Source organism: Microbispora sp. NBRC 16548, from assembly GCF_030268985.1.
In the GTDB taxonomy this organism is placed as follows: Bacteria; Actinomycetota; Actinomycetes; order Streptosporangiales; family Streptosporangiaceae; genus Microbispora; species Microbispora catharanthi.
The window spans coordinates 199988-222675 of sequence record NZ_BSSF01000014.1; the positions used below are offsets into that span (position 1 = coordinate 199988).

At 71.1% G+C, this 22688-nt stretch carries 23 protein-coding genes; 13 read left to right on the plus strand and 10 right to left on the minus strand.

Going from position 1 to position 22688, the window contains the following annotated elements:
• Nucleotides 1-207: 207 nt before the first annotated feature.
• From QSK36_RS33035 to QSK36_RS33045, 3 genes are all read left to right on the plus strand, one after another.
• Entirely contained in the window at nucleotides 208-516 is a 309-nt protein-coding gene (locus tag QSK36_RS33035; protein ID WP_182902215.1) for a helix-turn-helix transcriptional regulator, read from the plus strand.
• Nucleotides 517-682: 166 nt separating this feature from the next.
• A complete protein-coding gene (locus QSK36_RS33040) occupies nucleotides 683-1654 on the plus strand; it encodes a TerC family protein (protein WP_285785084.1) in 972 nt (323 codons plus the stop codon).
• A 138-nt stretch (nucleotides 1655-1792) separates the two neighbouring features.
• The gene (locus tag QSK36_RS33045) at nucleotides 1793-2440 is read left to right on the plus strand and encodes a 4'-phosphopantetheinyl transferase family protein (protein ID WP_285785085.1); all 648 of its coding nucleotides are present in this window, start codon (nucleotides 1793-1795) and stop codon (nucleotides 2438-2440) included.
• A gap of 75 nt (nucleotides 2441-2515) precedes the next feature.
• Here QSK36_RS33045 and QSK36_RS33050 read toward each other — a convergent pair whose 3' ends face one another.
• Nucleotides 2516-3442, minus strand: a complete 927-nt coding sequence (locus QSK36_RS33050) for an SDR family oxidoreductase (RefSeq protein WP_285785086.1) — start codon at nucleotides 3440-3442, stop codon at nucleotides 2516-2518.
• 122 nt (nucleotides 3443-3564) lie between these two features.
• On the opposite strand from QSK36_RS33050, the gene QSK36_RS33055 reads away from it, so the two are divergent.
• Nucleotides 3565-4131: a TetR/AcrR family transcriptional regulator gene (locus QSK36_RS33055; RefSeq protein ID WP_285785087.1), complete on the plus strand. Its 567-nt coding sequence runs from the start codon at nucleotides 3565-3567 to the stop codon at nucleotides 4129-4131.
• An 86-nt stretch (nucleotides 4132-4217) separates the two neighbouring features.
• On the opposite strand, the gene QSK36_RS33060 is transcribed toward QSK36_RS33055, so the two are convergent.
• Entirely contained in the window at nucleotides 4218-5384 is a 1167-nt protein-coding gene (locus QSK36_RS33060) for an erythromycin esterase family protein (protein ID WP_285785088.1), read from the minus strand.
• Nucleotides 5385-5474: 90 nt separating this feature from the next.
• On the opposite strand from QSK36_RS33060, the gene QSK36_RS33065 reads away from it, so the two are divergent.
• From QSK36_RS33065 to QSK36_RS33085, 5 genes are all read left to right on the plus strand, one after another.
• A complete protein-coding gene (locus QSK36_RS33065) occupies nucleotides 5475-6158 on the plus strand; it encodes a TioE family transcriptional regulator (protein WP_285785089.1) in 684 nt (227 codons plus the stop codon).
• A 213-nt stretch (nucleotides 6159-6371) separates the two neighbouring features.
• Nucleotides 6372-7292, plus strand: coding sequence for an SMP-30/gluconolactonase/LRE family protein (locus QSK36_RS33070; RefSeq protein ID WP_285785090.1), 921 nt, complete (start codon nucleotides 6372-6374; stop codon nucleotides 7290-7292).
• Between the two features lie 79 nt (nucleotides 7293-7371).
• Nucleotides 7372-8385 carry a zinc-dependent alcohol dehydrogenase gene (locus QSK36_RS33075; RefSeq protein WP_285785091.1) on the plus strand — a complete coding sequence of 338 codons (1014 nt, stop codon included), beginning with the start codon at nucleotides 7372-7374 and terminating at the stop codon, nucleotides 8383-8385.
• 39 nt (nucleotides 8386-8424) lie between these two features.
• The gene (locus QSK36_RS33080) at nucleotides 8425-11274 is read left to right on the plus strand and encodes an FAD-binding and (Fe-S)-binding domain-containing protein (protein ID WP_285785092.1); all 2850 of its coding nucleotides are present in this window, start codon (nucleotides 8425-8427) and stop codon (nucleotides 11272-11274) included.
• Between the two features lie 118 nt (nucleotides 11275-11392).
• Complete coding sequence (locus QSK36_RS33085; protein ID WP_182902205.1) at nucleotides 11393-11746, plus strand: VOC family protein; 354 nt, start codon at nucleotides 11393-11395, stop codon at nucleotides 11744-11746.
• Nucleotides 11747-11790: 44 nt separating this feature from the next.
• On the opposite strand, the gene QSK36_RS33090 is transcribed toward QSK36_RS33085, so the two are convergent.
• The 4 genes from QSK36_RS33090 to QSK36_RS33105 all read right to left on the minus strand — a co-directional run bounded on the left by QSK36_RS33090 (nucleotide 11791) and on the right by QSK36_RS33105 (nucleotide 13867).
• Nucleotides 11791-12129 carry a hypothetical protein gene (locus QSK36_RS33090; protein ID WP_285785093.1) on the minus strand — a complete coding sequence of 113 codons (339 nt, stop codon included), beginning with the start codon at nucleotides 12127-12129 and terminating at the stop codon, nucleotides 11791-11793.
• Nucleotides 12126-12449, minus strand: coding sequence for a YciI family protein (locus tag QSK36_RS33095; RefSeq protein ID WP_183532816.1), 324 nt, complete (start codon nucleotides 12447-12449; stop codon nucleotides 12126-12128). Before QSK36_RS33095 ends, QSK36_RS33090 begins: the two co-directional genes overlap by 4 nt.
• 52 nt (nucleotides 12450-12501) lie before the next feature.
• Complete coding sequence (locus QSK36_RS33100) at nucleotides 12502-13107, minus strand: dihydrofolate reductase family protein (protein WP_285785094.1); 606 nt, start codon at nucleotides 13105-13107, stop codon at nucleotides 12502-12504.
• 502 nt (nucleotides 13108-13609) lie between these two features.
• Nucleotides 13610-13867: a hypothetical protein gene (locus QSK36_RS33105; RefSeq protein WP_285785095.1), complete on the minus strand. Its 258-nt coding sequence runs from the start codon at nucleotides 13865-13867 to the stop codon at nucleotides 13610-13612.
• A 235-nt stretch (nucleotides 13868-14102) separates the two neighbouring features.
• On the opposite strand from QSK36_RS33105, the gene QSK36_RS33110 reads away from it, so the two are divergent.
• A complete protein-coding gene (locus tag QSK36_RS33110; protein ID WP_285785096.1) occupies nucleotides 14103-14837 on the plus strand; it encodes a hypothetical protein in 735 nt (244 codons plus the stop codon).
• Between the two features lie 63 nt (nucleotides 14838-14900).
• On the opposite strand, the gene QSK36_RS33115 is transcribed toward QSK36_RS33110, so the two are convergent.
• Nucleotides 14901-15101, minus strand: a complete 201-nt coding sequence (locus tag QSK36_RS33115; RefSeq protein ID WP_285785097.1) for a hypothetical protein — start codon at nucleotides 15099-15101, stop codon at nucleotides 14901-14903.
• A 95-nt stretch (nucleotides 15102-15196) separates the two neighbouring features.
• Nucleotides 15197-15739, minus strand: coding sequence for a MarR family winged helix-turn-helix transcriptional regulator (locus QSK36_RS33120; protein WP_285785098.1), 543 nt, complete (start codon nucleotides 15737-15739; stop codon nucleotides 15197-15199).
• Nucleotides 15740-15817: 78 nt separating this feature from the next.
• Between QSK36_RS33120 and QSK36_RS33125 the strand changes: the two genes are divergently transcribed.
• Genes QSK36_RS33125 through QSK36_RS33135 form a run of 3 tightly spaced genes read left to right on the plus strand, consistent with a single transcriptional unit; the run spans nucleotide 15818 to nucleotide 19047 of the window.
• Nucleotides 15818-16999: a flavin-dependent oxidoreductase gene (locus tag QSK36_RS33125; protein WP_183532832.1), complete on the plus strand. Its 1182-nt coding sequence runs from the start codon at nucleotides 15818-15820 to the stop codon at nucleotides 16997-16999.
• Complete coding sequence (locus QSK36_RS33130) at nucleotides 16996-17445, plus strand: DUF3237 domain-containing protein (RefSeq protein ID WP_285785099.1); 450 nt, start codon at nucleotides 16996-16998, stop codon at nucleotides 17443-17445. Before QSK36_RS33125 ends, QSK36_RS33130 begins: the two co-directional genes overlap by 4 nt.
• 9 nt (nucleotides 17446-17454) lie before the next feature.
• Nucleotides 17455-19047 (plus strand): CocE/NonD family hydrolase, encoded by a 1593-nt coding sequence (locus tag QSK36_RS33135; RefSeq protein ID WP_285785100.1) that lies wholly within the window; start codon nucleotides 17455-17457, stop codon nucleotides 19045-19047.
• 188 nt (nucleotides 19048-19235) lie between these two features.
• Here QSK36_RS33135 and QSK36_RS33140 read toward each other — a convergent pair whose 3' ends face one another.
• Nucleotides 19236-20153, minus strand: a complete 918-nt coding sequence (locus QSK36_RS33140; protein WP_183532836.1) for a hypothetical protein — start codon at nucleotides 20151-20153, stop codon at nucleotides 19236-19238.
• A gap of 377 nt (nucleotides 20154-20530) precedes the next feature.
• Entirely contained in the window at nucleotides 20531-22627 is a 2097-nt protein-coding gene (locus tag QSK36_RS33145; protein WP_285785101.1) for a TerD family protein, read from the minus strand.
• Between the last annotated feature and the right edge of the window lie 61 nt (nucleotides 22628-22688).

Genomic DNA, 22688 nt, shown 5'->3' on the forward strand with positions numbered 1-22688 from the left:
CTCCCAGAAGATCCCGAAAGCCCCATTCTGCCCAATCAGTGATTCACTCCTTCGTGTGCACGTGCTCCTCGCCGGGCCGGGCAGCACCCGTACGGCCGCGCTCGGCGCCGGTTCGCGGGCCGCGCTCCCGTCCCTCGCGACCTGGGTGGGTACGGCGGCGGGGTGGGCCGACCTGGGTTTCGCGAATCCGTCATCGCATAATGAGGTATGAGCACCTCCTCCCCCGCGGGCGGCTGGACGTTCCTCACCAACCACGCGCACGTGCTGCTCGCGCTGTGCCGCGATCCCGACGCGCGGCTGCGGGACGTCGCCGAGTCGGTCGGGATCACCGAGCGGGCGGCCCAGACGATCGTCTCCGACCTGGAGGCGGCGGGCTACCTGCGCCGTGAGCGCGTGGGGCGGCGCAACCACTACACGATCAACCCGCTGGCCCCGTTCCGCCACCCGGTCGAGCGGCACCGGCACATCGGCGAGCTCCTCGAACTGTTCGGGGCCGCGGTTGACGCACGAAGCTGATTTCGTGAATACTTGAACACAGTTCGAGGGGGAGTACCCGGCTTCCTCAGCGTCGTCATCACGGCCGCCGTCGTAAGGCGTCCCGGCGCGAGGGTCACCGCTGGCGGTGGCACGGGGAGACCGTCGGCCTGCCGAGCCCGCCCATGCGGCGGTGAGGAGGTTGACGATGTCTGTGCCCCTGTGGGTCTGGGCCGCGGTTCTGGCGGTCATCCTCGCCATGCTCGCCGTGGACCTGTTCGCCCATCGCCGGGCCCACGTGGTGGGCGTTCGCGAGGCGCTGGCCTGGTCGGGGGTGTGGATCGCGCTGGGCCTCGGCTTCGGGGCCGTGGTCTGGCTCGCCTGGGGGCCGGAGGCCGGCGGAGAGTACCTGGCCGGTTATCTCATCGAGAAGTCCCTGGCCGTCGACAACGTCTTCGTGATCGCGCTGCTGTTCTCGTTCTTCGCGGTCCCCCGCGAGCTGCAGCACCGCGTGCTGTTCTTCGGCGTGCTCGGCGCGCTGGTCTTCCGTGCGGCCTTCATCGGCGCGGGCGCCGTCCTGCTCGACCGCTTCCACTGGATCCTGTACGTCTTCGGGGCGTTCCTGCTCTACACCGGCGTGAAGATGGCCAGGCATTCGGCGATCGAGGTGCACCCCGACCGCAACCCGGTGCTGCGCGCGATGCGCCGGCTCATCCCCGTCACCGACTCCTACCAGGGCCAGCGGTTCCTCGTACGGCAGGACGCGGACGGGCGGGACGGGCGGCCGGGCCGCCGGTGGGCCGCGACGCCGTTGCTGGCCGTCCTGGTCGCGGTGGAGACCAGCGACATCGTCTTCGCGGTCGACTCGATTCCGGCGATCTTCGCCGTCACCTCCGAGCCGTTCCTCGTCTTCACCTCCAACGCGTTCGCGATCCTGGGGCTGCGCGCGATGTACTTCCTGCTGGCCGGGGCCATGCACCGGTTCGGCTATCTGCGGTACGGCCTGGCGGCGATCCTCGTGTTCGTCGGCGCGAAGATGCTCCTGGCGGACGTGTACAAGATCCCCGTATGGCTGTCGCTCGCGGTCATCTGCGCCTGCCTCGTGGTCTCCGTGGGCGCGAGCGAATACAGGAACCGCCGCGAGGAGCCCTCAGGGAAGAACCTGACCGCTCGCCGATAGCGGGGACCCGCCCTCTCGATCGGTCCCGCACGCTCGTACGGCCGCCGGAATCGATCTTCCGCTGCCGCGCGGAGATCTGTACTCTCCACACATGGCCGCGTCGGTGGAGGGGATGTTCGCGGCGCCGGGGACGGCCGCATGATCGACGAGATCCTTCCCCCGTGGGTGGCGTCGGCCGAGAAGTTCGGCGACGTGCCGGAGGAGACGCTGTTCCCGGAGGAGAGGCCGCTCATCGCACGGGCCGTCGACCGGCGGCGGCGCGAGTTCGTCACCGGACGCCACTGCGCCCGGCTCGCGCTGGCCCGGATCGGCGTCACGCCGGTGCCGATCCCGCGCGGCGAGCGGGGCGCGCCCGTCTGGCCCGCCGGCACGGTCGGCAGCATCACGCATTGCTCGGGCTATCGCGCGGCGGCCGTCGCCTCCGCGGACGTCGCGCGCGCGGTCGGGATCGACGCGGAACCGCACGAACCCCTTCCGGAGGAGGTCCTTTCCACGATCGCCTCACGCGAGGAGATCGCCGCCCTCCGGGCGATGGGCGACGCGGACGGCGAGGTCTGCTGGGACAGGATCCTGTTCAGCGCCAAAGAGTCGGTCTACAAGGTGTGGTTCCCGCTGACCGGCCGCTGGCTCGACTTCACCGGGGCGGTCGTGGACATCGAGCCCTCGGGCACGTTCCGCGCACGGCTCCTGGTCGCTGACCCGGCCATCGCGACGAACACCCTGCCGGGGCGGTGGGTGGTGAGCGACGGGCACATCGCGACCTCCATCGCCCTGCCCCGGCCCTGACGATCCCGCACCGGCGCGCCCGCCGGTCACCGGTCACCGGTCACCGGTCACCGCTCGCCGCTCGCCGCTCGCCGGTCACCCTGCGCGGAAGTAGTGGCCCTTGTCGAGGTCGTCGATCAGCCCCGGCTGGACCGGTTGCCATCCCAGCAGTTCACGGGTCAGCGCGCTCGACGCCGGGGCGTCGATCCCGATCATGCCGCCCAGCCAGGAGAAGTGCTCGCTCGCCTCCTCGCGGGGGATCGAGACCACCGGCAGGCCGAGGTGGCGGCCGATCACCTCGGCGACGGCGCGGATCGGCACGCCCTCGTCGGTGACCGCGTGCAGCACCGATCCCGCCGGGGCCTTCTCCAGCGCGAGGCGGAACAGGTGCGCGGCGTCGAGCCGGTGCACCCCGGGCCAGCGGTTGGACCCGTCGCCGACATGACCGGAGACGCCCCTGTCGCGGGCGATGCCGACCAGTGCCGCCATGAAGCCGTAGTCTCCCTCGCCGTACACGGTCGGGGGCAGGCGCAGCACCGACGAGCGGACGCCGTGGGAGGCGAGGTCGAGCGTCCTCAGGGCGGTGGCCTGCCGGGCTTGCGGGCCGTCGTCATGCGCGCCGGCGGAGCCGGAATCACGCCCGTCCCGTTCGGTCACCACCCGCCCCTGGGTCAGCCCGAGGAGGCCCGAGGCGAGGACGAACGGCCGGTCAGAGCCCGCCAGCACCTCACCGAACGTCTCGACGGCGCGGCGATCCGCGTCGGCGGCGCCCTGGAAGTCACCGGCGAAGGCGATGTCGTGCTTGAACGCGAGGTGGATCACGCCGTCCGACTCCGCGGCCGCGCTCCGCAGGGTGTCGAGATCGTCGATGGTGCCGCGGCACACCTGCACCCCGGCCCTGGTGAGTGCCGCGGCCGACGCGTCGGACCGCGCCAGGCCGACGACCTCGTGCCCCGCGCCGATGAGCTCGGGGACGACGGCGGAGCCGATCCAGCCGGACGCGCCGGTGACGAACACGCGCATGACGTACTCCAAATGGTCGGTTGCCCTCCGCGCCGGGTCACCCCCGAGCGGACGGCGATGTCAGTGACTGTCATCAACGTAGCACTGATGTCAGCCGCTGTCATCGGGGTAGGATCCGAGGCATGGGTCGCTGGGAGCCGAACGCGCGCGGCCGTCTCGAGCAGGCGGCGATCGAGCTCTACATCGAACGCGGATACGAGCAGACCACGGTGGCGGAGATCGCCAAGCGGGCGGGGCTGACGGAGCGCACGTTCTTCCGGCACTTCGCCGACAAGCGCGAGGTGCTGTTCTGGGGCTCGGGCACACTGCGGGATCACCTCGTGAACGCCGTCGCCGCCGCGCCGGACTCCGCCGCGCCGATCGACGTGATAGCCGGTGCCGTCGAGAGCGTCGGCGCCATGTTCCAGGAGCGCCGCGAGAGCGCCCGGCAGCGGCAGACCGTCATCGCCGCCAACGCCGAACTCCGGGAACGGGAGCTGATCAAGCTCGCGTCGTTGTCCGCGGCGCTCGCCGACACGCTGCGGCGGCGCGGCGTCGCGGACCCGGCGGCGAGCCTGGCCGCCGAGGCCGGGATCACCGTCTTCAAGATCGCGTTCGAACAGTGGATCAGTGACCCCGGCGAGCCGGATATGTCGCAGATCGTCCGGGAGTCGTTCGACGAGCTGAAGGCCGTGACGGCGGGCAGGTGACGTGCCCGCCCCGGCGAGGGCGCGGGCCCGGATGGGGTGGTTGATGCGCGTACGCGCCGGCCAGGCCTGACGCGCACGCACTTCCGTCAACCCGGCGTGACAACCTGCCTGAGGAAGACGACGCCGTCGATCATGCCGAGCTGAGCCGGGTCCAGCGGGAAATAGGCGAAATCGCGGGAGACGCGCGGGGCGGGCTCCGTGACGGCCTCGGCCAGGCGGCGGGCGTCGACGAGAGAGTGCTCCCACGGGAGCGTGGACAGGATGCCCTCCACGGTGTCCGGGGGCGGGGTGTCGTCACCGGCCGTGCCGAAGGCCGAGGCCAGGAAGGCGTACCGGTCGCCCAGGTGCGTCGCGGTGATCGCCCCCGCGCTCCACCACTCCAGCCGCTGGTCGCCGAACGGCATCACGCTCTTGTGCCGCTGCAGGTGGAGGTTGCTCGCGAAGACCAGGGCCGGGCCGTGCCCGGCGACGGCGCGCAGGTTGGCGGCCATCATCGCGTCCCGCAGGGCCGACAGCCGGGTCCACCGTGCCGGGGACGCGTCGGCCATCCAGTAGTGGTAGCGGAGCAGACCGATGGCGGTGCGTGCGTACAGTGCCGCCCGCTCCCCGTCCTCCGTGCTCAGCTGCGGCGCCTGCGTCTCGAGCAGCGCCACCAGGTCGTCGGCGATCAGCCGCAGCCGCTGGGCGTCGGCGGACCGGCCGATCGACTGGGACGGAGCCATGGCCGCGGCCTCGTTCGACCACCGGTCGTCCTGCCCCAGCAGAGCGTCGAGGGCTTCCCCGGTCACCACGGTGCCGGGGAGCGGGCCGTCGAGGAGGGCGTAGAGGGCGGTGAGCGCCTGGCGCGGGCTCGCCGCCCAGTACTCCAGCGGGCCGTCGAACCCGAAGAACCGGAGCTTCTCGTCATGCTCCTCGTTGTACGCCCGCATCCAGCGCACGAGCTCGCGGTTGGCCGGTGACGCGCCGAAGCCGTGGCTGAAGCCGCGTTCCATGACGTCGTCGAGCGTGCCCGCGCCCGTCGTGACGTAGTCGTCCACCACGAGGCCCTTGAGACAGTCGCTCTCGATGGCGAACGACCGGTAACCCTCGTGCTCGACCAGATGCCGGAAGATCTCGTTGCGCACCTCGCCCAGCTCCCCCACGAAGTGCCTGGCCTCGCCCAGGCCGAGCAGCAGGGGCCGGGCGGGAAGCGACCCGAGGAACGCCGAGACTCCCGCGCCGTCGAGCGGCCGGGCCGTGTCCTTGATATCCATACATTTGACGGTATCGTTGAACATTCGATGTAAACTTTTCCCCGAAAACCCCCCTTTCACCGCGATGGACCTTCAATCGGTGATGCATCCATGAGGCCGGTTGACCTGGCGCGCGAGCACGGCCTGTCCACCCAGGCGATCAGGAACTACGAGGACGCCGGCATCCTGCCCGCCGCCGGACGCACCGACCACGGCTACCGCACCTACACGCCGCTGCACGCGCAGGCCCTGCGCGCGTTCGTCGCCCTCGTGCCCGGGCACGGTCATCAGACGGCCACGTCGATCATGCAGGCGGTCAACCGGGGCGCCATCGAGGACGCGCTGCGGCTCGTCGACGAGAGCCACGCCCGGCTCCTCGACGACCGTCGCACCCTCCAGGCCGTCGAGGCCGCGCTGCGCGATCTGGCGCCCGTGCCGCAGGAACGCGGCGACACGTTCATCGGCCCCCTGGCCGGACGGCTCGGCCTGCGCCCCGCCACCCTGCGCAAATGGGAGAACGCCGGGCTGGTCCGGCCGCGCCGCGATCCGCAGACGGGCTATCGGATCTACAGCGCGGCCGACGTACGCGACGTCCGGCTGGCCCACCAGCTCAGGCGGGGCGGCTACCTGCTGGAGCAGATCGCCCCGCTGATCGCTCAGGTCCGCTCCGCCGGAGGCGTCGCCCCGCTGGAGTCGACCCTGCGCGACTGGCAGGCCCGCCTGTCCGCCCGGGGCCGCGCCATGCTCAAGGGCGCCGCCGACCTGGACACCTACCTCCGCGCCCGCGATCTCTGAAGATGACGCGGTGGCACACCGCTGGTGCGACTCGCGGGACACACGGTGACCGCTGGAGCCGGTGAGGATGCCGAACTCCCGGTGAAGACCTTTTCTCCCGCCCGAAATCGGCTCTAGTATCCGGAACATGACCACGCTTCCGCTCGCCCCGCCGCGGGCGGTCCCCGGCGGCCTGCCGTCCATCCGTGCGATCCCCGCCGGACAGGAGATGCCATGACCAGGCAGTTCACCGCCACCCAGGCATCCGGCGAGGTGTACGCCCTCGGCGAGGGCCCTGTGTGGGATCCCGCCAGGCAGCGCCTGCTGTGGGTGGACATCGACGCGGGGGCGGTGCACGAAGGACGGCTCGACCCCGCGACCGGCGCCGTCGCCGCCACAACGGCGCACACCTTCGGCGGCACGGCGGGGGGCGCGGCGGGCAACACGGTGGGCAACACCGTGGGCGCGGTCGCCGTCTCCGCCGGCGGAGAGCTCGTCGTCGCCGAGCGCGAGGTCCTCACCCGGGTCGACACCGCAGGCCGCCGCACCGAGCTCGCCCGGGTGCTGCCTCCCGGCGTGCCGAGCAGGCTCAACGACGGCGCCGTGGACCCGGCCGGGCGCTTCCTGATCGGCAGCATGGCGCTGGACGACCGGGAGGGCCAGGAGCTGCTGGTCCGCCTCGACGGCACGACCTGCGTCCGCCTCGACGACGACCTGACCCTGTCGAACGGCCTGGCCTGGAGCCCCGCGGGCGACCGCATGTACAGCATCGACAGCACGCCGCACGTGGTGTGGGAGCGCGACTACGACCCCGCCACAGGACGGACCGGGCCGCGGCGGGAGCTGTTCAGGCTCACCGACGGCATGCCCGACGGGATGTGCGCCGACGCCGAGGGCAACCTGTGGATCGCGGTGTTCGGCGGCGGCCGGGTGGAGTGCCGCGATCCCGGCGGGCGCCTGCTCGCCACGGTCGAGGTCGGCGCGCCCAACGTCACCTGCCCCGCCTTCGCCGGACCGGATCTCGACGTCCTCGTCATCACCACGTCCGCCAGTGGCGTCGATCCGGCCGAACACCCGGGGTCCGGGCACCTGTTCACCGCCCAAGTGGGCGTACGCGGCCTGGCGACGCCCTACTGGGTGCCGCCTCGATCATGAGCCCCGATCCCCGTCAAGGAGACAGCACCTTGCCCCTCACCCGCATCGGCGCCGTCGCGCCCCTCCCCTTCTCCCGGTAGTGCGGGCACTGGTCGTCACCGGCCCCGGCAGGGCCGAGGTCGCGGACCTCGAGCCGCCGATCGCGGCGCCCGGGCAGGTGGTCGTCGACGTCGAGCGGGTCGGCGTCTGCGGCACCGACGTGGAGCTGTTCACCGGCAAGATGAGCTATCTGCACTCCGGCCACGCGTGGTATCCGCTGCGCCCCGGCCACGAGTGGTGCGGCGTCGTCACGGCGCTCGGGGAGGGCGTCGACCCCCGCTGGCTCGGCCGCCGCGTCACCGGCGACACCCAGCTCGGCTGCGGGCGCTGCCGCCTCTGCGGCGACGGACTGCACCACGTCTGTCCCGACCGTGCCGAGATCGGCATTCGCAAGGGCTTCCCCGGGGCGCTCGCCGAGCGGCTCGCCGTACCGGCGGGGGCGCTGCACGCGCTGCCCGAGACGATCGACGCGACGATGGGCGCGCTGGTCGAACCCGGTGGCAACGCCCTGCGTGCGGTGCGCGGCGCCGCCCTGCAATCCGGTGATCGGCTGCTGGTGCTGGGCACGGGCACGATCGGCCTGCTCGTCGCGCTGCTCGCGCGGGCGCGGGGCGCGCAGGTGCATCTGATGGGCCGCGACGAGCCCACGCTCCTCCTGGCCCGCGACCTCGGCTTCGCGGGCGCGTGGACCCGGGCGTCACTGCCGCCCCTGCCGTGGGACGCCGTGGTCGACGCGTCCAACGCGGCGGACCTGCCGGCGCTCGCGCTCGACCTGGTCAGGCCCGCGGGCCGGGTAGTCTATATCGGTCTCGCCGGGTCCCCCAGCCGCATCGACACCCGCGAGCTCGTGTTCAGGGACGTCACCGCCGTCGGCGTGCTCAGCGGATCGGCCGGTCTGGCCGGGACCATCGAGGCGTACGCGGACGGGTCGGTCGACGCCCGCCCGCTCGTGGCCGCGACCGTCGGCCTGGACGACGCCGCCGGCGTGCTGGCGGGGCGCCGCCCGGCCGGCGCGGGTCCGGGCCCGAAGATCCACATCGACCCTCGGCGATAGAGGGGGCGCATCGCGCCTCCGGACGGAAGCGTTGAGATCATGAGCCTTACCGATGCCGGAACCCATGCAGAACCGCGACGGCCGGCGCCGTCCGACCCCGCCGTACTGGCGGCGGTGGAGGCCGCCGTCCCGGGGATCACCCGTGCGCGGGCGAGTGACCGGCTCGGCATGGCGCACGACGCCTCGCACTACCTGCTGACCCCGCAGGCCGTCGTGGTGCCGGAAAGCGCCGCGCAGGTGGCGGCGCTGATGCGGACCGGGCTGCCGCTGACCTTCCGCTCCGGCGGCACCAGCCTGTCCGGGCAGGGCGTCACCGGCCACCTGCTGGTCGACACCCGCAGGCACTTCAGGGGCATCGAGGTCCTCGACAACGGCGAGCGGGTGCGGGTGCAGCCCGGGGCCGTGCTGCGGCAGGTCAACGCCCGCCTCGCGGCCTACGGCCGCAGGCTGGGCCCCGACCCGGCCAGTGAGTCGGCGTGCACGATCGGCGGGGTGGTGGCCAACAACTCCAGCGGGATGACCTGCGGCACCCACGCCAACACCTACCGGACGCTGGAGTCGATGGTCCTGGTGCTGCCCAGCGGCACCGTGATCGACACCGGCGCGCCCGACGCCGACGCCCGGCTGCGCGCCCTCGAACCCGCCCTGGCCGAGGGCCTGGAACGGCTGCGCGACCGCATCCGCGGCAACCCCGAATCGGTACGCCGGATCACGGCGCAGTTCGCCATCAAGAACACCATGGGCTACGGCCTCAACAGCTTCCTCGACCACGACAGCCCGGCGCAGATCCTCGCCCACCTGGTGGTCGGCAGCGAGGGCACCCTCGGTTTCGTCGCCGAGGCGGTGCTGCGCACCGTGCCGGCGCACCGCCTCGCCGCGACCGGCCTGCTGGTCTTCTCCTCGCTACGGGAGGCGATGGCCGCCACGCCCGAGCTGGTCGCGGCCGGCCCCGCCGCCGTCGAGCTGCTCGACGCCGAGTCACTGCGGGTGGCCCGGCTCGACCCGCACGCCGACGACGTCCTGCGGACGCTGGAGGTGCGCGATCACGCGGCGCTGCTGGTGGAGTGGCAGGAGCCCGACCCCGAACCGCTCGCCGAACGCGAGCGGGAGGCCGGGCGGGTGTTCGCCCGGCTGAACCTCGCCGCCCCCGCGCGGCTCAGCGGGGACAGCGCCGGCCGGGCGGCCCTGTGGCGCATCCGCAAGAACCTGTACGCCGCGGTCGCCGGGGCTCGGCCCAGCGGCACGACGGCGTTGCTGGAGGACGTGGCCGTCCCCGTGCCCGTCCTGGCGGATCTCTGCGACGACCTGGCCGAGCTGTTCGCGAAGCACAGGTACGAGCGCAGCGTGATCTTCGGGCACGCCAAGGACGGCAACCTGCACTTCATGCTGAACGAGCGCTTCGGCACCGACCTCGACCGCTACGCCGACTTCACCGAGGAGATGGTCGCCGCCGTGCTCGACCGCGGCGGCACGCTCAAGGCCGAGCACGGCACCGGACGGGTCATGGCCCCCTTCGTGCGCCGCCAGTACGGCGACGAGCTGTACGAGGTGATGCGGGAGATCAAACGGCTGTGCGACCCGGCCGGCACTCTCAATCCCGGCGTCGTGCTCACCGACGACCCGAAGGCGCACCTGCGCGACCTCAAGACCGTCGTCAGCGTCGAGCCCGAGGTCGATCGGTGCGTGGAATGCGGCTACTGCGAGCCGGTCTGCCCCAGCCGCGACCTCACCACCACCCCACGCCAGCGCATCGTGCTTCGCCGCGAGATCGCCGCGGCCGAGGCGGCCGGCGACCACGCGCTCGCCCGGCAGCTCACCGAGGAGTACGACTACGACGCCCTCGACACCTGCGCCGTGGACGGCATGTGCGCCACCGCCTGCCCCGTACTGATCAACACCGGTGACCTCACCAAGCGCCTGCGCGCCGGTCGTCACGGGCGCCCAGCGCGGGCGGGCTGGAAAACCGCCGCGAAGCACTGGGGCGCGGTGACCCGGGCCATGGACCTCGCGATGGACGCGGCCGCCGCGGCCCCGGCCGGGCTCGCCGAGGGAGCGAGCCGGGCCGCCCGCGCCGTCGGCGACCCCGACACCGTCCCCCAGTGGAGCCGTGACCTGCCGCGCGGCGGCACGCCCCGCCGCCCCGCGCCGCGTCACGAGGCCGACGCGGTGTACGTGCCTTCGTGCCTCAACACCATGTTCGCCCCCGCCGACGATGGGCCCGGCGTCATGGCCGCGGTACGGCGACTCGCCGAGCGGGCCGGCCTGCGGCTGCACGTGCCGGAGGGCGTCGGGGGCCTGTGCTGCGGCACGCCGTGGTCCTCCAAGGGCTTCGGCGAGGGCTACGAGGTGATGCGCCGCCGGGTGCGGGAGACGCTGCTGACGGCGACCGACGGCGGCCGGCTTCCGGTCGTCAGCGACGCCGCCTCCTGCACGGAAGGGTTCGAGCGGCTGACCGCCGCGGGATCCGAGCGGCCCACGGCGGCCTCCCCCGCCGTCCGGGTGCTCGACGCCGTGACCTTCGTGGCCGAACACGTCCTGCCGCGGCTGCCGCAGCCGCCGGAGGACCGCAGGCTGACCTCGCTCGCCCTGCACCCGACCTGCTCGTCCGTCCGGCTCGGCCTCGATGCCGCCATCGCCAAGGTGGCCGGGGCGGTGGCGAAGGAGGTCGTCGTTCCGGACGGCTGGCAGTGCTGCGCCTTCGCCGGCGACCGGGGGCTGCTGCACCCGGAACTGACCGCCTCCGCCACCCGTGCCGAGGCCGCCTCGGTGGCCGAGGGCGGCTTCGCCGCCCACGCGTCGGTCAACCGCACCTGCGAGATCGGCATGACCCGCGCCACCGGGAAGACCTACCACCACCTGCTCGAACTTCTCGACCAGGTCACCGCCTGAAGGACGCCGAGCAGGCCGGTGACTGCGCGGGAGGCTCGGTGAGCCGCGAAGATAACGACTTCCCCGCTATCGAGACGAGGCGTGCAGCGGGCGATCATGGTCCTGGCAGGATGGCGGCATGGAGCGTGTGCTTGGAATCGGCGGATACTTCATGCGGGCCGCCGACCCGGTGGCCCTGGGTGCCTGGTATCGCGATTGCCTGGGCCTGGACGCCGATGAGAACGGCATGTGGCGTCAGGAAGCCGGGGTGACGGTGTTCGCGACTTTCGAGTCGGAGACCGAGTATTTCGGCGCCCGCGCCCAGCAGACGATGCTCAATTTCCGTGTCCGCGACCTGGATGCGATGCTCGCGCAATTGCGCGCCAAGGGAGCGGACGTGGCCGGGGAGACTCAGGACATGGAGGGTGTGGGCCGGTTCGGCTGGGTCACCGATCCTGAGGGCAATCGAATCGAGCTGTGGCAGCCCAGCTGACGACGGCTTCACGCAGGCGGTGACGCGCCGGTCGCCGTGGACGGTCAGGGCGGGCGCGCGACGGCTCGCATCTGTCGGCCGCGCCGGTCCGCGAGACCTGCGACGTGGTGATCAGCAACGTCGTCGTCATCGACGCGGTGCTGGGCGTGCGCGATGTCCATCGGTAGTACGACGTCCAGGTCGCCCTGCGCACCGACGGCCTCAACGAGTGCCTGTCGGTGGAGGACGCGCTCGCTGTGCTGGAGGGCCGCACCATCCATGCTCGGCCTCATCAGCATCACCCTCGTCCGACGCCCGGGGCATGGGCCGGGCCGGGGAGATCGTGCGGCGGACTCCTCATGGTGGGCCCGGGTGATCGCCTCGCGGGCGTCGATCCTGTTCACAGGAACGGCCGCACCTCGATCTTCCGATCGCAGACCTTCGACGCCTCGGCTGCCAGCTTGAGCGCCACATCCAGATCGGGGGCCTCCCACACCCAGACGCCGGCGAGGTACTCCTTCGACTCCACGAAAGGCCCGTCGCTGAACACCGCCTGCTCGCCCCGGTTGTCGATGACCGTGGCCGCGTCGGTGTCCGCGAGTCCGCCCGCGAAAACCCAGTAGCCCTCGGCGATCAGTCGTTCGTTGAACGCGCTGATGGCAGGCCGCCTGTCCGTGCTGCCGGGATCACTCTTGTCGTCGATCACGGAAACGAGGTACCGCATCTGAAGACCATCTCCTGTGGTGTCAGACAGTGTGGTTCGGTGGTCAGGGACTTCAGGCCCTTGCATACCGCGGGCGCCCGACCGGCCGGTAGACCTGGATCGTCACGCCCTTCGAGTCGACGCGCGACTCGACCAGGTCGAGCGCAAGATCGGGACCGGTCTCCGGGAACAGTCTCGCGCCCTGGCCGAGGATCACCGGGATCACGATCAGAGTCATCTCGTCGACCAGGTCGTTCTCCAGCAGCCACCGGGTCAGGGCGCCACTGCCGTGCACCTGCAGCTCACCCCCGGGCTTGGCCTTCAGCTCACTGATGGCCGTCGCGAGGTCACCGCGGAGAAGGGTCGTGTTCTCCCAACGCGGCGCGGTGAGCGTGGTCGAGGCAACGTACTTGGGGGCCTCGTTCAAGGCCACGCCAATGGGATGTGTCTGGTCGATTGATCCCCAGGAGCCGGCGAACAGCTCGTAGGTGCGCCGGCCGAACAGGAACGCCTCGGCGCGCTGGTAGGTCTGCGTGATGAACGTCCTGGTCTCGTCGTCACCCTTCCCCCGGGCCCATCCGCCGCGCTCGAATCCGTTCCTGCGGTCCTCGTCCGACGCACCGCCGTTTCCCTGCATCACTCCATCGATGGTGACCTGAGTCATGGTGGTCAGCTTCATGATCGCGCTTCCTTTGCCTTGGCGCCGCCCCCTTGCGGGCGGTCTCACCAGTGCTACGAACACCACGGCCCCGATCCGACACCGCCTCCCGGACTTCTTTGAAGAATTCTCCGGGACACCGGTCGTCAGCGATCCGACAGCACGACAGTGTCGCGGCGGCTGCGCTCCACCTCCTCAAACGCGCCCAGTGCGGACAAGCTCGCCGACCAGGTCGATCGCGAAGATCCTGACCAGTGGTGGCGGGCGTCGAACGGCTCGGGCGCGTAGGCAACATCGTCGGTGACGTAGCCCCCGAAGCGCTGGCGGCGGGCACGGGGGCAAGGCGCCCGCTCTCCTGAATCAATGCTCTGTCGGCATGACTGGGGTCGTACGGCTGTCGCAGTGCGACGGCATCAGAAGGTGGTGCGGGGGTCGCACCACCTGAAGGAGCCTCCCTCGGGATTGACGTCGGGACCGTGGCAGAGCATCACCGATCGGATGCGGCCGAAGAAGACCGAGTCGCTTACGCACTGCCGCCCCAGGCCCGCCTGCGCGTTGATCGTTCGCCCATCGTCGTCTCGTACTCGGCTCCCACGAGATCCTTGTCGACCTCCAGATCGCAGACCGTGATGTCCCTTCGGTCCGCGCTGACGCCGCCCGTGCCGTTTCCGTTCATGAGCCGCGTTGTCCACGGCTCCGTGTCTGCTGAGACTCCCGAGGCCGCCGCGAGCAGCGAACCCGCGACCAGCGCTGCCAGGACCACCATCCGCCGACCGGGCATCTCCCCTATTTCCTTCATGTCACCCCTGAGGCGGGCAACCTGAGAGGAGCTTGATCCGGACGACGACAGCTGACAACCGATCTTTCCCGTGCCACGTCTCCTGTAGGCCCCTACGTCACATCAGGAGTCGGCGTTGCGTATCCATGCGGTGGTCTCGGTCGTCTTTGCGGGTTGCCTGGCGCTTGCGAGCCAGCCGGCTCACGCCGCCCCGCTCAGCACGGAGCGGAGCCCGCGCGTGGTTGCCGAGATCGTGGAGTACGAGTGCACCACCGATGGCGTGGCCGAGAAGCAGGACGTGAAGATCAACGTTGAGCTGACCGTGCCGGACGACGCCACCGCGGGGCAGCAGATGTCGATCAGCTGGCTCGGAAGGTACGTCGACGGCAGCGAACTTCGGGCACCGGCCGCCGGACTGACCGGCGTCAAGCTGTACGCATACGCGGCCCTCACCGGGATCGAGGGCCTGACATCGGCCACCGGCGTGAGCGAGCCCATGAGCGTCGCCGCCGGACAGACCATTCCGATTCCGGAGGCCGTCAGCCTGAAGACGACCTCGTCCAAGCCGGGCACGGCGAAAGTGCGGCCGGCGGCCATCAACATCGGACCCTCACCCACGACACCGGTGATCGAGTGCGAGGTGCAGAACGCGGCTGCCCTGACCACCTCTACCCTGATCGTCGCCCAGGACGGTCAGACGAGCACCACTCCCACTCCGGACGACGCCACCATGAGCCCGAAGCCGACCCGGACCGTCACGGCCACCGTGACGGCCGCCGCATCGGACGAAGACGACGTTGACGAGGAGATCACGGCGGCGCAGGAGGTGGACACGACCCCGGTAGGCGGGGCCGCGACCGGAGGCGGCGGCGAGGCCGGGCCGGACGGGCGGATGTACGTGCTCACCGGTTTTGTGATCACCCTCGCCGCCTTCGCCGGGCTCCTGCTACGCCGTCGTTATCGGGCAGGGTGAGCAGCCCCGCTCCCGTGTGCCGGACAGCCCAGACCGCGGGCTGCTACCCGCCCCCGAGGCGCTTCAGCGCCGCCCCAGCGCGCGCCACAGGCGCCTTCCCCAAGAGAGGGGCTCGCCCTCCTCCGGCGCGGCGTCGTCGTCCGGCAGGTCGTACCAGTGCGTGTCGCCGGGGAACGGGTCCGGATCGGCGCCGCCGGGCTCGTCCTCGGCTGCGGCGTCGGCGTCCGGCGCCGCCAACGGCGGGAACTGCTCGGAAACGGCCACTGGTGCGGTCCTCACGGTGAAGCGGGCGCGTCCCGCCCCCGGGGACGCCTGCGAGAACTGTACGCGTAGCTTCTGGGCGACTGCCCCGGTTCGTCCTATGGAAGATCCGCCGGCCGACTGTGGAGGATCCGGGCCAGCAGGGCGGTCATCTGCTCGCGCTCGGCGGGGCCGAGGCAGGCGAACCACTCCCGTTCCCTGCGGGTCTGCTCGGCGAAGGCCTCACGCACGGCCGCCTCGCCCGCCGCGGTCAGCGCGACGACCACCGCGCGGCCGTCCTCCGGCACCGGCCGGCGTTCGACCAGGCCGCCGCGTTCGAGGGTGTTGACGGCGTTTGTCACCGCGGACCGCGACATGGCGGAGATCTCGGCGAGCCGTACGGGCTGGGTGGGGCCGAGCAGCCAGAGCTTGAACATCAGCCGGAAACCGGGCAGCGTCAGGCCGCGCGGGCGGTGGATGCGGGTCTCCAGGTCGGTGACCAGCAGGTAGGCGAGCTGGAGCAGGTGGTAGGCCAGCGCGAACGCCTCGACGTCGGCCGGAGGCGTCATGGCCGCCAGGCGCTCGCGCGCGTAGGCCGCGTAGCGCAGGTCCGGCGGCACGTCCACGCCGAGGTCCGGCCGGGTGTCGGGCTCGCTGTTCACCGCTCAAGTCTTGCGTAGCCGCAGGGGTGTCCTGAATATTGTTACGGCCATAACAACTTCGTTCTTCCGGAGGCGCCTGTGCGCATCGTCATCGCCGGAGCGGGCATCGGCGGGCTGACCGCCGCGCTCAGCCTGCACGCGGCCGGGTTCGAGGACGTGACCGTGCACGAGGCCGCCCCCGAGATCGGGCCGCTGGGCGTCGGGATCAACCTCCTCCCGCATGCCGTACGGGAGCTGACCGAGCTGGGACTGGCCAACCGGCTGGCGGAGATCGGCGTGGCCACGGCCGAACTGGCCTACTTCAACCGCTACGGCACGCCGATCTGGTCCGAGCCCCGGGGACTGGCCGCGGGCTACGCCTGGCCGCAGTACTCCGTCCACCGCGGAAGGCTGCAGATGCTCCTGCTCAAGGCGGTGGTGGAGCGGCTGGGCCCGGACGCCGTGCGGACCGGCAGCCGGATCACCGGCCCCGGCACGGAGGACCTGCTGGTCGGCGCGGACGGGATCCACTCGGCCGTGCGCGCCCACCTGTACCCCGGCGAGGGCCCGCCGCCGTGGAACGGCCTGGTCCTGTGGCGCGGCGTCACCTACGGCGAGCCGTTCCTGACCGGTCGATCCATGATCATGGCGGGCGACGGCACACAGAAGTTCGTGGCCTATCCGATCGAGACCGGCGAGCGCACGCTGATCAACTGGATCGCGGAGCGGCCCCTGGACGGCGAGGCCCCCGACCGGGGGAACTGGAACCGCCCCGCCGACCTGGCCGAGATCGGCAGGCACTTCGCCGGCTGGCGCTTCGACTGGCTCGACGTACCGGGGATCATCGCCGGAGCCGAGACCGCGTACGAGTACCCGATGGTGGACCGCGACCCGCTCCCCCGCTGGACCTTCGGCGACGTCACGCTACTCGGCGACGCGGCGCACGCCATGTATCCGATCGGCTCCAACGGCGCCTCCCAGGCGATCATCGACGCCCGGGTGCTGGCGTACGCCCTCGCCCGGGGCGACCTGGCGGCGTACGAGGAGATGCGCCGCCCGGCCACGACGGCGCTGCAACTGTCCAACCGCGAGATGGGCCCGGAGATCGTCATGAAGCTCGCCCACGAACGCGCGCCCGGCGGGTTCGACGACATCGAGCAGGTCATCCCCCACGCGGAGCGGGCGGAGATCGCCGCCTCCTACAAGCGCACGGCCGGGTTCGACCCCGCCTCGATCAACGAACGTCCCTCCTGGAGCGTCGATCGGAGTGCTGCGTCGTGAACCTGGAACCGCTCGCGACGTTCCGCGTGGATCTCGACCCCGTGCTCGACCTCGGCGACTCGCAGTGGGGCCACCGCCGTGTGGTCAACATCGTGGGCGGCGCGTTCGACGGTCCCCGCCTGTCGGGCACCGTGCTGCCCGGCGGTGCCGACTGGCAGGTCGTGCACGCCGACGGCATGATCAGTATCGACACGCGCTACACGCTGCGCACCCACGACGGCGCGCACGTCTACATCACCACCAGCGGAGTCCGGCACGGCTCCCCCGAGGTGCTCGGCCGCCTCGCACGAGGCGAGGACGTGGACCCGTCGGAGTACTACTTCCGGCTGTTCTGCCGCTTCGAGACCGGCGACGATCGATATCTGTGGCTCAACCGCACCCTCGCCGTGGCCTCGGCCGCCCGCGTGGCCACCGCCGTCCGCTACGACGCCTACGCCCTGACCTGAGGAGTCCTCATGCCGAAGCTCGACCGCCCCCCGCTTCCGGTCGCCGTCGAGCACGACGTCCCGATGCCGATGCGGGACGGCACCATCCTGCGGGGCACCGTCTACCGGCCGGCCGACGGCGGTCCGTTCCCGGCGCTGCTCACGCGCACGCCGTACGGCGAGGACTCGTTCCGGATGGCGCCGGTGACGCCCGCGCTGCGGGCCGGCTTCGCCGTGGTGCTGCAGCACTGCCGGGGGCGCGGGAGCAGCGACGGCGAGTTCCGGCCGTGGGCGGACGAGGGCGCAGACGGCCACGACACGATCACCTGGATCACCTCCCAGCCCTGGTCGAACGGCGAGGTCGTGATGAGCGGCATGTCCTACCTCGCCGGGTGCGCGCTTCAGGCGGCGGCGACGCGCCCGCCCGGACTTAAGGCCGTGGTCGCCTCGATGACGCCGCACGACTTCCACGACGGCCTGAAGTATCACGGCGGCGCGTTCGCGCTGGGGTCGGCCCTCAACTGGGGTGCCTTCCAGACGATGCTCGGCCTGCTGCACGCCGCAGAGGCGGGCGAGGACGTCGGCGCGGGGTTCGCCGCGGTTCTTCCCGTTCTGGGCGACCAGGACGCCGCGGCACGCACCCTGCCGGTCGGCGACATCCCCGGCATCCCCTGGTGGCGCGACTGGACCTCGCACGTGGAACGCGATGCCTACTGGGAGGAACTGGCCGAGACCCTGCGCCACGACCGCGTCGAGGTGCCAGTCATGCACGTGGCGGGCTGGTTCGACCTGTTCCTCGGCGGGACGCTGGAAAACCACCGCCGGCTGGGTGGCCCTTTGGTCATCGGGCCCTGGTCCCACCTCGCGCCGGGCGCCGCGGGCACCGGACGGCTGTTCTTCGGCACCGCCGCCTCGGGGCAGGCGATCGGCCTGGAGCAACGGGAGCTCGCGTTCCTGAAGGGCGAGGACACCGGCCCCGCCGTGAAGATCTTCGTGATGGGCGACGACGTCTGGCGGGACGAGGAGGCCTGGCCGCTGGAGCGCGCCGCCGAGACCCCCTACTACCTGCACACCGGCGGCCTGCTTTCTCCCAAGCCTTCCTCGGCGTCCGAGCCGGCGACCTTCACCTTCGACCCGCGCGACCCGGTCCCGACCGTCGGCGGCCCGACCCTGCTGCCCGACCCCACCAACGTCGGGCCGCAGGACCAGCGCGACGTGGAGCGGCGGCCCGACGTGCTCTGCTACTCGACCGACGTGCTCACCAGCGATGTCGAGGTGACCGGCCCGGTGTCGGTGACCCTGCACGCGGAGACCTCGGCCGCCTCGACGGACTGGACGGCCAAGCTCGTGGATGTGTATCCGGACGGCCGGGCGATGAGCGTGATCGACGGCATCGTCCGCGTCTACGAGCCCTCCGGGACCTTCACCGTCGATCTGGTCGCCACCAGTCAGGTCTTCAAGGCCGGCCACCGCATCCGGGTGGAGATCTCCAGCTCCAACTTCCCCCGATTCGACCGCAACCCCGGCACCGGGCGGGTCGGGGCGACCGAGGCGGACCTGGTCGTCCAGCACCAGAAGGTCTTCCCCGACTCGTCCATCACGCTGCCGATCGTCCCCCGCTGACGCGCGTAGGCCGAGTCACCGGTCGCCTGATCGCTACCGTTCGCGCTGGGCGACGGCTCGTGTCGGCCTGGTCGCGCTGCCGGAGTCCCTCGGACAGAGGGCTTCGGGGTGGAGGTCGTCCCGGGCGGCGATTCGCATCGACGGCGACCTTCCCGGCACAGCGGGGGCTACGTCACCGCCGGACGGCGTCAGGAGATGCCGTCGAGCAGCGCGTCAGAAGAGTCGACCGTGGCGGCTGCTCGCAGCCAGGCAGCCAGCCGGTCGAGGTCATGACATTTCCGGATCTTCTCGGAAATGTCCTCAGGCACCTCGATGCCTCGGGCCGACAGAACCGTCAGGATTGCCTCGGCCTGCCCCTCCGCCTTGCCTTCGGCCTTGCCTTCCGCCTTGCCTTCCGCCTTGCCTTTGGCGATGTTGTCGCGGGCCCAGTCACTCAGGTACTCGTAGGTCTCGGTCTTCAAGTGCTTCTCCAAGTGATCCCAGATCTCCCCAGGCAGCGCCGCACGCACCATGTCAGCGTACATACCCGCCTGATCGCGGTCGAGATTGTGCAACGCGGTGAGCAGGGCTTCGAGGATCTCCGGCCCCTGCGGCGTGTCGGCATGATGGATCACCGACAGTACGGCGAGTTCGAGATCCTCCGCCACCTGGCCGGGGTCGGTGATCACCGGAACCTCGGCCGGTCCGACGACGAGCGGGGTCAGCACCATACCGGGGTGACCCAGCCCGATGGGGCGGGCGCACCAACGGGCGATCGCCGCATCGGGCGCGACGACCAGGAGCATGACAGGACATCTCAACCGGCTGCGCAGACTGCTGAGGTACAGCGGCCAAGACCAGAGCTTGTCCGAATCACGGTCGCGCTGGACTTCCACGATCACAGCCAGGACGGGTTCAGGCTCGTCGTCGGGGCTCTTACGACGGAAGGCTATGACCGAGTCGGCGCGACGTTCGGTGGGTGTGACCTCGGTGAGATCAGCCGATTCGAGGCCTGCGTAGTCGTAGTCGGGCAGCTGGACTCTGAGGGAGCGCGTGAGCAGGTCGGCGGCGAGGTCGGGTCGTTCGCAGAACAGGCGGACGAGGGCTTCGTGTTCGGCTAGTGCCACTGCGTGACCGTATCTGCGCCGATACGGATAGTAGCCAGGATGTTACTTATCGTAATTGATTCGTTACTCTAGTTCTGCAGCGGGTCGCTCGGTTGTCTGCTGAAGCACGATCAGGAAACGGGGGGCGAAGACCCTGCTGTGGCGCGGCTCGCCGGCCGGGCGGGTGAGGAGGGCTCGGAAGCTGGATATACCAGCAGGCCCATTACGGACCCACCTGGAATCGAACCAGGATTTTAGAAGGAAGCCTCCGAATGGCCTCACCCGCCGGAGCGCAAGGAAAGCGGGAGAACTAGATCCAGACCGGCGCCCGTACGGGCAGACCGGTTCCAAAAGAGGTGAGAAGGAAGCTCTCCCATGGCCTTGCGGTCAGCAAGATATCAGGCCGGGATCAGCTCGTGCAGCGTGGCCGGTGTGTAGATACGCGCCCCTTCCGAGAGGTCCGCGGGTGCCTCAAGCCCGATGTACGTGACCTGGCCGCCCGTGGAGGACTTGGCCCGCAGCAGGTCGGCCAGATAACCGACCCGGAGGTAGTCCCGCTCCACGATCGAGCGCACGAGCAGCGACGCGGTGACCCGGTTGCCCTCCACCTGGTTGAACGCCGGATAGCCCGACAGGTAGAGGTGCAACCACTTCACCCGCCAGGCATCGTCGTCCCCGCGCAAAAAGACGAGTGGGAGCGCGATGCGGCCGGATCCGCGCAGGTCGGACTTCATCCGCACGGTGCGCGGTTCGAACGGCCTGCCCTCCTGGGCGGCGTCCCTCGTCATGTAGCCGAAGAAGGCCTCGGCGGCCTCGTCGAACCGCTCCCCGGCGTAGATGTTGACCTGAGGGATGATGATCGGCTTGGTGGCGCGGGACAGACTCACGTCGATGAACTCCGAGGCGCCGTCGGGGGCCTCGGTGAGGTCGCCCGAGTAGGTCGCGAACTCGTTGGCGTAGGACGTCCACGAGATGTTGGTCGGGTTGTCGTAGGTGGGGTCGAGCATGAGCGCGGACAGGTCGTAGTCGGTGCGCCGCTCGGCCTGGCGCCAGTGCACGAAGAACCGGAGCAGCTCACCCTCCACGGGCGACAGCGAGCCGCGGGGCAGCGTCCCGAGCCCGGGCGCGACCGCCTTGCCCGACAGGGGCAGCGCCACGTCGAGTACGGCGGGGTCGACGATCAACTCGCCGGGGTCGGGCAGGCGGCGGCTGATCTCCTCGTCCAGGATGGTGAGCACCCGGTTGAGCGCGTCCTCGTCGAGTGGGGCACGGGTGTCGGGTGTCGCCCATGCCCTGCCGAACCGATTGGTGAAGACCCGGTTTGCGGGAGTGAGCCGGTTCTGCAGGTGCTCGCGCAGGGACAGCAGCACGCGGCCGGAGGCGCGGGCGGCGGCCCTCTCCGCCGCCTCCAGCACGGCGGAGCCGCCACCCGCACGCAGCAGATGGTCGAGGCGGCGCAGCAGTGCGCCGGGCGTGTGCTCCAGCAGCGGGACGGCCTCTTCGGTACGGCCCGCGGCCAGCGCGGCCTCGACCCGGCTGCCGAAGCTCGCCGCCTTGCGCACGCCCCTGGCCACGTCGAAGACCTGGGCCGCCCGGGGAAACTGCGGGTACTCGTGGGGGTGCAGCCGCTCACCGAGCCGCTTCCACTGCTCCCGGTGGCGTAGCACGTCCCCGTGCTTGGCGGCGGGGACGGTGTCCAGGGCGGCCAGCAGGATGCGGCGTTCGGCGCGGCGGAAAGAGCGCAGGCGGTTGGGGGTGGCCAGAGTGACGTCGCCATCGGAGCAGAGCGCGGCCAGCCGGAGCACGTCTGTCACGGTGTCGACGAGCAGCGGCTGCCCGGCGGCCAGCCGTACTTCGTTGATGACGGCCCGGTTCTCGCGCACCGGGACGTGCTCGGGCTGGTCGTCGGCGCAGAACGCGGCCAGCGCGCGCAGAGCGGCCAGGTCCTCGGCGGCGAGCGGGACCTCGGATCCGGCCAGCGAGAGGTAGAGCTCTCGTGCTTCGTCCCGTAGGCTTCCGCCCAGCTCCAGCACGGTCACCCGGTCTTTGGCCAGGGGGATCAGCTCGGCGTGCGCGGCCAGCAGGTCGGCGTAGGTGTGCGGGTAGCTGCCGTACTCCGGCAGGTCCAGCAGGTTGAGGATGCCCGGCTGGAGCCGGGCGGCGGCGACCGGGTCGAGCATGGCCTCGCGCAGCAGCCCCGCCCAGAACTCAACGGTGTCCGGGACGTTCTTCGGGAAGTCGATGAAGTAGGCGTTGTGTTCGACGTGGTCGCCGACCAGGCGGCGGACCACGGCCAGGACGCGCACGCCAAGGTCGATCACCTGCTCGCCGGGCAGCCGGGTCAGGCGGTCGAGCAGCGCACGCGAGCACGTGAAGCCGACGCTGAGCAGCGCCGCGTCGAGCTGCCGCGCAGCCACCCCACCCCAACCGGGCGTGTCGTCCCCCGCATCGTCGACGGGAACACGCAGGCGCCGGGAAATGATCAGATCTTCCACGCACGCACGATATAGGGCGGATATGCGCATCTCGCCACTGAAATAGGCCGTCTTTGCGGTC